The sequence below is a fragment of the Methylibium sp. genome, from assembly GCF_013817345.1.
In the GTDB taxonomy this organism is placed as follows: domain Bacteria; phylum Pseudomonadota; class Gammaproteobacteria; order Burkholderiales; family Burkholderiaceae_C; genus Methylibium.
In genome coordinates this window covers 22,179-33,401 of the sequence record NZ_JACDCW010000037.1, presented here as the reverse complement: position 1 = coordinate 33,401, position 11,223 = coordinate 22,179, and the positions used below count along the sequence as shown (strand labels likewise).

Annotated in this window: 9 protein-coding genes; 3 read left to right on the top strand and 6 right to left on the bottom strand. The window is 66.7% G+C overall.

All coding sequences use genetic code 11. The features are described from left to right. The coding region (locus tag H0W40_RS09195; RefSeq protein WP_292445526.1) for an insulinase family protein at positions 1 to 334 on the bottom strand (334 nt) is incomplete at its 3' end. A gap of 206 nt (positions 335 to 540) precedes the next feature. Continuing rightward, entirely contained in the window at positions 541 to 1,083 is a 543-nt protein-coding gene (gene ppa / locus H0W40_RS09190) for an inorganic diphosphatase (protein ID WP_292445525.1), read from the bottom strand. A gap of 257 nt (positions 1,084 to 1,340) precedes the next feature. Between ppa and H0W40_RS09185 the strand changes: the two genes are divergently transcribed. From H0W40_RS09185 to H0W40_RS09175, 3 genes are all read left to right on the top strand, one after another. Beyond that, entirely contained in the window at positions 1,341 to 3,509 is a 2,169-nt protein-coding gene (locus tag H0W40_RS09185; RefSeq protein WP_292445524.1) for a sodium-translocating pyrophosphatase, read from the top strand. Positions 3,510 to 3,617: 108 nt separating this feature from the next. Beyond that, entirely contained in the window at positions 3,618 to 3,935 is a 318-nt protein-coding gene (locus tag H0W40_RS09180) for a type II toxin-antitoxin system Phd/YefM family antitoxin (protein WP_292445522.1), read from the top strand. Continuing rightward, positions 3,932 to 4,324, top strand: coding sequence for a type II toxin-antitoxin system VapC family toxin (locus tag H0W40_RS09175; RefSeq protein WP_292445520.1), 393 nt, complete (start codon positions 3,932 to 3,934; stop codon positions 4,322 to 4,324). Before H0W40_RS09180 ends, H0W40_RS09175 begins: the two co-directional genes overlap by 4 nt. 36 nt (positions 4,325 to 4,360) lie before the next feature. Here H0W40_RS09175 and H0W40_RS09170 read toward each other — a convergent pair whose 3' ends face one another. The 4 genes from H0W40_RS09170 to aceF form a co-directional block, all read right to left on the bottom strand. Further along, positions 4,361 to 4,912, bottom strand: coding sequence for a cytochrome b (locus H0W40_RS09170; RefSeq protein WP_292445519.1), 552 nt, complete (start codon positions 4,910 to 4,912; stop codon positions 4,361 to 4,363). A gap of 97 nt (positions 4,913 to 5,009) precedes the next feature. Beyond that, a complete protein-coding gene (locus tag H0W40_RS09165) occupies positions 5,010 to 7,292 on the bottom strand; it encodes a TonB-dependent receptor (RefSeq protein ID WP_292445517.1) in 2,283 nt (760 codons plus the stop codon). A gap of 192 nt (positions 7,293 to 7,484) precedes the next feature. Then, the gene (gene lpdA, locus H0W40_RS09160; protein ID WP_292445516.1) at positions 7,485 to 9,416 is read right to left on the bottom strand and encodes a dihydrolipoyl dehydrogenase; all 1,932 of its coding nucleotides are present in this window, start codon (positions 9,414 to 9,416) and stop codon (positions 7,485 to 7,487) included. A 9-nt stretch (positions 9,417 to 9,425) separates the two neighbouring features. Further along, positions 9,426 to 11,186 carry a dihydrolipoyllysine-residue acetyltransferase gene (aceF, locus tag H0W40_RS09155; RefSeq protein WP_292445515.1) on the bottom strand — a complete coding sequence of 587 codons (1,761 nt, stop codon included), beginning with the start codon at positions 11,184 to 11,186 and terminating at the stop codon, positions 9,426 to 9,428. Positions 11,187 to 11,223: the final 37 nt, after the last annotated feature.

Here is an 11,223-nt window from a genome sequence, read left to right as displayed (position 1 = left end):
GGCCGCGCTTGGTGAACTCGGACCAAACGTTGGGATTCGTCGGCGTGCCCTTGAAGATCAGGTGCTCGAGCAGGTGGGCCATGCCCGTCTCGCCGTAGTTCTCGTGGCGCGAACCGACGTGATAGGTCAGATTGACGGTGGTGGTCGGCTTCGCGCTGTCGGGAACGAGGAGCAGACGCAGGCCATTGGCAAGGCGGTACTCGCTGATGCCTTCCACCGCGGTGACCGCGGTCATGCCCTGCGGCAACGGCGGGGCGGCGGGCGTTTGCGCTTGCAGGGACGAACTCAGCAAGCCGAACGCAAGAGCGCCGGCCAGGATGTACTTCTGAAACATGGTGGGCAGGCCGTCGGAGCCGAGGCCAGGCTGGAGGAGATGGCAGTTTAGTGAGCCGTGTGGCCCGTGAGTTCCGCGCGGGCACTCCTCTGGTTCATTCCGCCCTCACGGCGGCGGACCACCTCTCCGACCTCGCCGGGCCGTTCCAAAGGGGACCGAGCGCCCCTCGAGAGGGCCGCGAGCGAAGCGCGCCTGGGGGCGTCATCTCAGGCCGGTTTACCGTTCGCGAGGTAGCTCGCCATGCCGGTCTTGATCTCGTCCTTGGCAGATTCCGGGCCTTCCCAGCCCTCGACCTTCACCCACTTGCCAGCCTCCAGATCCTTGTAGTGCTCGAAGAAGTGCTGGATCGCCTTCAGGCGCATCTGGTTGATGTCTTCCGGCTTCTTCCAGTGGTCGTAGATCGGCAGGATCTTCGTCGTCGGCACGGCGAGCACCTTGGCATCGCCGCCCGCCTCGTCTTCCATCTTGAGAATGCCGATCGGGCGGCACGTGACCACGACGCCGGGCGTGAGGGGAAACGGTGTGATCACGAGCACATCGACCGGGTCACCGTCGTCCGAAAGCGTCTGCGGCACATAGCCGTAGTTGCACGGATAGTGCATGGCCGTGGTCATGAAGCGGTCGACGAACAGCGCGCCGCTGGCCTTGTCGACCTCGTACTTGATCGGGTCGGCGTTCATCGGAATTTCGATGATGACGTTGAACTCTTCGGGCGCCTTGGCGCCGGGGGTCACGTTGTGCAGGCTCATGAAGGCTTTCCGGGATCGCGGGGAAACCCGAATTCTAAGCAGCCGCCTGTCATGGAGCTGACCCAGTGTGCGGCGCGAACGCTCGGAAACGCGGTGGGCAAGCGCAGGAAAACACCGGGCAATGCGCGTTGCGGCTTGTGGGGGCTTCCACTAGCATGCGCCGGCAACCCGGCCGGGGCCTGGGGCTTTCACAGCCCGGGCTGCGCGAAGCCGCGGTGTACCCGAGAAGACCCCAACCGAGGAAGGAGACTCCCCTCATGTCCAGTTCCCTGGCGCTCATCTTTGCGCTTCTGTGCGGCCTTGCCGCCGTCACCTACGGTTTCATCCAGCGCAAATGGATCCTCGAGCAGGATGCCGGCAACGCGCGCATGCAGGAGATCGCGGCGGCCATCCAGCAGGGGGCGGCCGCCTACCTCGCGCGTCAGTACCGCACCATCGCCATCGTGGGCGTGATCCTCACGGTCCTGATCGGTTTCTTCATCGACGTCACCACCGCGGTCGCCTTCGTGATCGGCGCGGTGCTCTCCGGCGCCTGCGGTTTCATCGGCATGAACGTCTCGGTCAAGGCCAACGTGCGCACCGCGCAGGCCGCCACACGCGGCATGAAGGAAGCGCTCGACGTCGCCTTCAAGGGCGGCGCGATCACCGGCATGCTGGTGGTCGGCCTGGGCCTTCTGGGCGTGACGATCTTCTTCTGGTTCCTCACCGGCAACGGCCAGATCACGCCGACGAACGGGCTTGCGGCGGCACTCAAGCCCCTGCTCGGTTTCGCCTTCGGCGCCTCGCTGATCTCCATCTTCGCGCGGCTGGGCGGCGGCATTTTCACCAAGGGCGCCGACGTAGGCGCCGACCTGGTGGGCAAGGTCGAGGCGGGCATCCCGGAGGACGATCCGCGCAACCCCGCGGTGATTGCCGACAACGTGGGCGACAACGTCGGCGACTGCGCCGGCATGGCCGCCGACCTGTTCGAGACCTACGCGGTCACGATCATCGCCACCATGGTGCTCGGCGCGCTGGTGATCGTTTCCGCACCGATGCAGGCGGCGCTCTATCCGCTGGCGCTGGGCGGCTTTGCGATCATCTCGTCGATCATCGGCTGCAGCGTGGTCAAGGCCACGCCGGGCATGAAGAACGTGATGCCCGCGCTGTACAAGGGCCTCATCGTGACCGGCGCGATCTCGCTGGTCGGCTTCGCCGGGGTCACCTGGTGGGTGATGCCCGACAACGCGATCTATTCGGAAGGCTCGCGGCTGCGCCTGTTCGGCTCGGCGGTCGTGGGTCTGGTGCTGACCGGCCTGCTTGTCTGGATCACCGAGTACTACACCGGCACGCAGTACGCGCCGGTCAAGCACGTGGCGCAGGCCTCGACCACCGGGCACGGCACCAACGTGATCGCCGGGCTGGGCGTGTCGATGCGTTCGACCGCCTGGCCGGTCGTGTTCGTGTGCGCGGCCATCCTGACGTCCTACCAGCTCGCCGGCCTGTATGGCATCGCCATCGCGGCAACTTCGATGCTCAGCCTCGCGGGCATCGTGGTGGCTCTCGACGCCTACGGCCCCATCACCGACAACGCCGGCGGCATCGCCGAGATGGCCGACATGCCCCCGAGCGTGCGCGACATCACCGACCCGCTCGACGCCGTGGGCAACACCACCAAGGCGGTGACCAAGGGCTATGCCATCGGCTCGGCCGGCCTGGCGGCGCTGGTGCTGTTTGCCGACTACACGCACACCCTGGAAGCGGCGGGCCTGCTGGTCAGTTTCGACCTTTCCAACCCGTCAGTGATCGTGGGGCTGTTCATCGGCGGCCTGATTCCCTACCTGTTCGGCGCGATGGCCATGGAGGCCGTGGGCCGCGCCGCAGGCGCGGTGGTGGTCGAAGTGCGGCGTCAGTTCCGCGACATACCCGGCATCATGGAAGGCACCGCCAAGCCGGAGTACGGCAAAGCGGTGGACATGCTGACTTCGGCGGCGATAAAGGAAATGATCATCCCCAGCCTGCTGCCGGTGGTCGCACCCATCGCCGTCGGCTTGCTGCTCGGCCCGGCCGCGCTCGGCGGCCTGTTGATGGGCACCATCGTCACCGGCATCTTCGTCGCCATCTCCATGTGCACGGGCGGCGGCGCCTGGGACAACGCCAAGAAGTACATCGAGGAAGGCAATCACGGCGGCAAGGGCAGCGAAGCGCACAAGGCCGCCGTGACCGGCGACACCGTGGGCGACCCCTACAAGGACACCGCCGGCCCGGCCGTCAACCCGCTGATCAAGATCATCAACATCGTGGCGCTGTTGATCGTGCCGCTGTTGCCGGGGGTGAGCGGCACGGTGCACGGGCAGGCGCCGGTGGCCGAGCCGGTGGCGGCCGTTGCGGCGGTCGCTGCTCCGGTCGTTGCCGTGCCGCTCGCGCTGGCGCCAGCGCACCGCTGAGCGATCCCGCCTGCCTGAAACGCCCGCTTCGGCGGGCGTTTTTCATACTTGACCAAGTTGGCTAGAATGGCTGCGTCTTTGGAAAGGAGAGTTGCCATGCAAGTCAACATGCTGGAAGCCAAGACCCAGTTGTCGCGGCTGGTCGAGGCAGCCCTGCGAGGAGAGGAGGTGGTGATTGCCAATCGCGGCAAAGCGGTCGTGAAACTGGTCAAGGTCGAGGACAAGCCGAAGCGCCAATGGGGCGCCTGGGCCGGCTTGATGACCGAAGAGGAGATCGAGCATGCCTTCTCCCCGGAGGTGGAAGCCGAGTTCGCGCGCGAGTGGTTCGCAAGCATCGATCGGCCGATCGATGCCGGCCTGAAGAAGAAGCCTGCTACCCAAGCCAAGGCCCCAGCAAAACACTCGACCAAACGCGCTGCGAAATGAAGCGCTACCTGCTCGACACGCACATCCTCATCTGGGCTCTGACCCAGCCACGCCGCTTAAGCACACGCGCCCGGCAGGTGCTGGAGTACGAGGATGTGCATGTGAGCGTTCTCAGCCTGTGGGAAATGCTGGTGAAGCAGGAGCGGCGCAGGCTGCCTCTGCCCGACGGATCACTGGTCAACGTCGTCGAGAAAGCCGGTGCGCGTTGGCTGGCGCTGCATCCGGCCCATGCGGAAGCCGGCCTGAGCCTCGGAGCACTGCATGGCGATCCGATCGACCGCATGTTGGTCGGCACCGCCCGCGTCGAACGCATGGTGCTCATGACGCGGGACGAGCAGATTCTCGAGCGCGCTGCGCCGATCCTCGGCGAGCTGCTGATGGAAGCCTGAAGGCGCAAGACCGCTCGCCGCGCTGCGTTTCCTGCCTTACCCGGCGCGCCCCGGCAGCATTCTGCGCAGCGTGTTGTCCCGCCACACGAAGTGATGCGTCAGCGCCGCCGCGGCATGCAGCCCGATCAGCGCATAGCCGGCCCGCCCGATGTCGCCATGCCATTCGCGGATCAGCTTGCCGAGCTCTTTGTTCTCGCTCGTCAGCGGTGGCAACTCCAGGCCGAAGAACGGAATCGCATTGCCACGCAGGCTCAGCATGACCCAGCCCGCCAGCGGCATGCCGATCATCAGCGCGTACAAGAGCACCTGCACGACCTGCGATGCCACTTGCTTCCAGCGGGGCGGCGCTGGCACGATCGACGGCCTGCCGCCGTACACCCGCGCGGCGAGCCGTACGCAGACCAGCGCGAGCACCATCAGCCCGAGACTGAAGTGCGCCGTGCGCATGAAATTGCGCTCGGGCGAGCCGCGAGCGAACAGTTCGCGCAGTTCGATGAAGAGGTAGGTCAGTGCGATCAGCACCAGCATCAGCCAGTGCATCGCAATGGACAAACGGCTGTAGTGCGAGGGGCTGGTCTGAAGTGCCATCGCGTATCTCCTTTTCCTCGCGAACGATCGACAAAAAAAGCGTCCGCCGGCGAATCGCTCGCCGCGCGGACGCAACATCCATTGACGGACGGAGACTCTAGAAGCGGATACGGGCTCCCGCGAAGATTTGCCGCGGCGCACCGGCAAAGGCGCCGTTGACGCGACTCACCAGATAAGTCTTGTCGAACAGGTTGGCGGCACTCAGGTAGAGCGTCACGCCCTGCTCTTCCAGGCGGTAGTTGACCGAGGCATTGAAGGTCGTGAAGCTCGGGATCACGCCCGACTGCCCATCCGCTGCGGGCGCCCGCGTGTTGAGCGCGTCGGTGTATTGCTCGCTCACATGCGTGAGGCCCAAGCGGGCATCCCAGCGTGAGCCGTGTTCGTAGCCGATGCTGGCCGAGAGCAGGTGCCGCGGCGCATAGGGCAGCCGGTTGCCGCGAGCGTCGGTGAACACGGTGGTCTCGTCGTCGCCCGGCGCGAAATCGGGTGTCTGCAGCTCGCTGTCGAACTTCGCAGTGAACAGGTTCGTGTAGCTCGCCGCCAGATAGACGTTGTTGGCGCGGCCCTGCAGGCGGCCGAAATCGATGCGCGACGCCAACTCCAGGCCCCGGTTGGTGCTCCGCCCGGCGTTGGCGAAGGTCTGCCCCTGGCCCACGGAATAGCCGGGCACGATCTGGTTCTTGAAGTCGATCTCGAACAGGGTGGCCTCGACCTGCACGCCGCGCATCGGCGCACTGCGCACACCGATCTCGATGTTGGTGCTCAGTTCCGGGTCCACCTTCTGCAGGTCTTCGTCTCCCGGCGGCAGGTTGGCGTCGGGCCGCGGCGGCGCGATGCCGCGGTGGATGCCGGCAAACAGCGTGGTGTTCGGCAGGCCGAACCAGGTGACACCGAAGCCCGGCAGCACTTCGCTGTTGGTTTGCGAGGTGTTGACGCTCGGCACTACCGGCGCAAATTCGTCTTGCGTGATCCGGTTGTCCTGCTCGTAGCGCTCATAGCGCACGCCGGGCGTGAACGACCAGTTTCCCGCGTAGACAGTGTTCTGCACGTACGCGGCGACGGCATCGGTCTCGATGTCGAACTCGTCGCGAAGTCCCGTGCCGGGCGAGTTCTCCCGCGCAGTAGGCGAGGCGCCGTTGTAGCGCTTGCGGTTGATGCGCTCGCGGTGCAGGCGCACGCCGGTGACGAGTTCGCTGCGCAGGCCGAAGGCGTTGTGCTCCATCTCGAGACGCGGCTCGATGCCGTAGAACTCGTACTGCCGTGGGCGCATCTGGTTGCCGCACAGCGAGGCGAACTGTTCGAAGCCGCCTGGCACGCTGTAGTCGATGCCTGCCGGACATCCAGCGACGGTGCCTGCGCCGTCGCTGCCGACCTCGTCGGCCCGCAGTTCCTCGCGTTCCTTTTCCGCTTCACCGCCGTCCACGTCGGCCTCGACGATGGCGTCGAGCTGCCGGTAGGAGGCGCGATCGGTCTTCTGGTAATAGACCTGCGTGGCGAGCCGCGAGGTGTCGGAAAAGTTGAGCGTGTGCACCACCTGCACCGCGGTGCGCTCGAGTTCGAACACGTCGTTGCGAAAAGCGTTGCCGAAGGGGTTGTCATCGAAACGGGCCTGGTCGAGCCCGGCCTCGCCGAAGCTGGATTCTTCTTCGTAGTAGCCGAGCTTGACGCGCAGCGACTGCCGATCGGTCAGATCGAGCTCGCCCTTGAGCGAGACGTCGCGGATGCGGTGGCGGCTGTGGTCGCGGCTGCCATCGCCCTGGCGCTGCGCCGCTTCGACCAGCCAGCCGCCGCGATCCCCGCCGCTGCCGACGCTGGCGCTGGCGCGGCTGAAGTCGTGCGTGCCGACCGAAAAGTCCACCTTGCCCATGAAGGAGCGCGGCACCGGGCGGGTGACGAAGTTGATGACGCCGCCCACCGTTTGCGGGCCGTGAACGATCTGCCCCGACCCCTTGATGACCTCGATGCGCTGCAGCCGCTCGAGAGGGGTGTGGTAATGCGCCGTCGGGTCGCTGTAAGGCGCCAGGTGGATGGGCATGCCGTCTTCGAGCAGCAGCGTGCGGCTGGTGCGGCGCGGGTCGAGGCCGCGGATGCCGATGTTGAGGTTCAGGCCAAAGGCATCCTCGCCGACCACATGCAGGCCGGGCACACCCTGCAGCGCTTCGCGGATCGAATACGGGATCTCGGCTTCGAGCTGCTGCGTCGTCACCACCGCGCTCGAGCCCGGCACCGCTTCGAGCTGGTTGGGCAGCGTGCCGGTCACCGTAACCGACGGCAGCGACGTCACCGGCGTCGCTTGTTGCTGGGCCATCGCCGTACAAGCCATGCACGCCAGTGCCACCACGGTCGGAGCCCTCCGCAGGGCCGCTTTGCTTCTTCTCATTCCTCGGTCCTCGTCAATGCAAACATGGCTGCTCCGCTTGTCGGATGCAGCGATGCGCATGATCAGGACCAGCTCTGAGACTGCCTAGGGAATTGCTCCCGTCGTGGGTCGGTGGAAACGATGTTCGGGGAAATGCCGGCACGGCGCCCGCGGTGCGCCCTTGTGGAGCACTCGCCTGCGGTGGGCCGGGCGTCAGCGCCTGGGCGGTGGCAGGTCGGTGCAGGAACCGTGCGCGACCTCGGCGGCCAGGCCGATGCTTTCACCGAGCGTGGGATGCGGGTGGATGGTCTTGCCGATGTCCACCGCGTCGGCACCCATCTCGATGGCCAGTGCCACCTCGCCGATCAGGTCACCCGCATGCGTGCCGACGATGCCGCCGCCGACGATGCGGTGCGTGGCAGCGTCGAACAGCAGCTTGGTGAAGCCCTCGTCGCGGCCGTTGGCGATGGCGCGGCCAGAGGCTGTCCACGGGAACAGGCCCTTGGTCAGCTTGACGCCTTGTGCGGCAGCCTGCTCTTCGGTGAGACCGACCCAGGCAATTTCAGGGTCCGTGTAGGCGACGCTGGGGATCACGCGCGCGTTGAACGCGCTGGTCTGCAGCTTGGCGTCGCCCAATACCGCGCCGGCGGCGATCTCGGCTGCGACGTGGCCCTCGTGCACCGCCTTGTGCGCCAGCATGGGCTGGCCGACGATGTCGCCGATCGCGAAGATGTGCGACACGTTCGTGCGCATCTGGATGTCGACAGGAATGAAGCCGCGCTCGCCGACCTGCACGCCGGCCTTCTCGGCACCGATCTTTTTGCCATTGGGCGTGCGGCCCACGGCCTGCAGCACGAGGTCGTAGTGTTGATCTTCCTTCGGCGCGCCCTCGCCTTCGAAGCGCACCTTGATGCCGTCCTTCGTTGCTTCGGCACCGACCGTCTTGGTCTTGAGCATGACGTGGTCGAAGCGCTTGGCGTTCATTTTCTGCCACACCTTCACGAGGTCGCGGTCGGCTCCTTGCATCAGGCCGTCGAGCATCTCGACCACATCGAGGCGCGCGCCAAGCGCGGAATACACCGTGCCCATCTCCAGGCCGATGATGCCGCCGCCGACGATGAGCATGCGTTTAGGAACGGCACGCAAATCGAGCGCGCCGGTCGAATCGACGATGCGCGGATCGTCGGGCAGGAAGGGCAAGCGCACCGCCTGCGAGCCGGCGGCGATGATGGCCTGCTTGAAGCGCACGGTCTGCGCCTTGCCAGTCGGAGCCTGGGCGTCGCCGGAGGTCTCCTCGACCTTGAGGTGGTTCGCGTCGACGAAGCTGCCGAGGCCGCGCACGACGCTGACCTTGCGCATCTTGGCCATCTGCGCCAAGCCGCCGGTGAGCTTGCCGACGACCTTGTCCTTGTGCGTGCGCAGCTTGGCGAGGTCGATGGCCGGTTCGGGGTAGCCGATGCCGAGGTCGCCGAAGTGCCGCACCTCGTCCATCACGCCCGCCACGTGCAGCAGCGCCTTCGACGGAATGCAGCCGACGTTCAGGCACACGCCGCCGAGCTTGGCATAGCGCTCGACGAGCACGACTTTCAATCCGAGGTCGGCCGCACGGAAAGCGGCCGAATAGCCGCCCGGGCCCGCGCCGAGGACGAGAAGGTCGCAGTCGTGATCGACGGCGCCCCGGAAGGCGGCCGCTGCCGGCGCCGGAACATTCCCGGTGGCCCCGGCTCCCGGGCGCTGCTGCGTCGCCACGTCGCCGGCAGGCGGCTGTTGGCCCGAGACGCCGTTGCCGAACGCCACGGTGCCGCTCGAAGCATCGAGCGTCGGAGCCTTCGCCGCCGGGGTCTGGGCCTGTGGCTTGGCTGCGGCGCCGGCAGGAGGCGCGGGCGCGGGTGGTGCCTCAGCGCCGCCGGAAGTCTCCATCATCAGGATCACGCTGCCCTCGTTGACAACGTCGCCCACCTTGAGCCTGAGCTCCTTCACCACGCCCGCTTGCGGCGCGGGAATCTCGATCGACGCCTTGTCGCTTTCAACCGTGATGAGGCTTTGCTCGGCCGTCACGCTGTCGCCCGGTGCGACGAGCACTTCGATCACCGCCACGTCCTTGAAGTCGCCGATGTCCGGGACCTTGATCTCGATGGGGGGCATGGATGGTCCTTACAGCATCACGCGGCGGAAGTCCGCCAGCACCGCGCCCAGATAGGCGTTGAAGCGCGCCGCCGAGGCGCCGTCGATCACGCGGTGGTCCCAACTCAGGCTGAGCGGCAGGATCAGGCGCGGCACGAAGGCCTTGCCGTCCCACACCGGCCGGGTCTGCGACTTGCAAACGCCCAGGATCGACACCTCGGGCGCGTTGATGATCGGCGTGAAGTAGGTGCCGCCGATGCCGCCCAGCGAGGAGATGCTGAAGCACCCGCCGCTCATCTCCGCCGGCCCCAGCTTGCCGTCGCGCGCCTTGGCGGCGAGTTCGTTCATCTCCTTGGCAATGGCGACGAGGCCCTTCTTGTCGGCGTCCCTGATGACCGGCACCACCAGGCCATTGGGCGTGTCGGCCGCGAAGCCGACGTGGAAGTATTTCTTCAGCACCAACTGCTCGCCATCGAGGCTGGCGTTGAACTCGGGGAACTTCTTCAGCGCCGCAACGCAGGCCTTGATGAGGAAGGCCAGCATGGTCACTTTCACTCCCGCCTTCTCGTACTCCTTGTTGAGCTGCACGCGGAAGGCTTCGAGCTCGGTGATGTCGGCATCGTCGTGGTTGGTGACGTGCGGGATCACGACCCAGTTGCGGTGCAGGTTGGCGCCGCTGATCTTCTTGATGCGCGAGAGATCCTTGCGTTCGATCTCTCCGAACTTCGCGAAGTCGACCTTGGGCCAGGGCAGCAGATCCAGTCCGCCGCCGCCGGTGGCTTTCGCCACGGGCGTGGCCGCCGTACCGCCGCCGGCCATCACACCCTTCACGTAGGCCTGAACGTCCTCCTGCGTGATGCGCTCCTTCGGGCCGCTGCCCTTGACCTGTTCCAGCGGCACACCCAACTCGCGCGCGAAGCGGCGTACCGATGGCGAGGCATGCGGCAGGCGGCCCTGCGGCGCGCTCGGCTCGTGAGCCGGCAGCCCGGCGGTCGGCCGCGTCCGTTCAACCGGCCGGCTCGCGAGCGCGGGCGCGGGGGCTGCGCCGGGCGCTTGTGCCGGCACGGCTTGCGAAGGCGCCGATGCCCCAGCACTTTGGCCCGCGCCATCACCCTCGGCGCTCGCTGCACCGGCCAGCACCACGATCGGCGTGCCCTTGGACACCGAATCGCCGACCTTGACGAGCACGCGTTCGATCTTGCCGGCGTGCGAGGACGGAATCTCCATCGAGGCCTTGTCGCTCTCGACCGTGATCAGGCTCTGCTCTGCCGTGACGCTGTCGCCCGGCTGGACCAGCAGCTCGATGACCGCGACCTGGTCGAAGTCGCCGATGTCGGGCACGACCACTTCGCGCGCCCCGCTCGGCGCCGACGCAGTGGCACCGGATGCGGCCGGCGCAGCGGGCGGCTGGCTGCCGGGGACCGCGACCGCCCCGGCAGGTTGTGGCGACACCGCCATGTCGTCGGCACTGCCTTCCTCGCGCGCACTCGACGTTTGAGTATCAGGCGTGGACTGCGGCGCTTTTTCCGCCGCCGCGGCCTGGCCGGCGGCATCGGCCGCCTCGAGCATCAGCACCACCGAGCCTTGGCGCACCTTGTCGCCGAGCGCCACACGCAGCTCCTTCACCACGCCGGCATGCGAAGACGGAATCTCCATCGACGCCTTGTCGCTCTCCACCGTCACCAGGCTCTGCTCGGCCTTGATCCGGTCCCCCGGCTTGACCAGCACCTCGATGATCTCGACCGATTCGAAGTCACCGATGTCGGGGACCTTCACTTCCATCAGCGCCATGTTCTCGTCTCCGCTTATCTGTCAGGCGTGCCGCGTT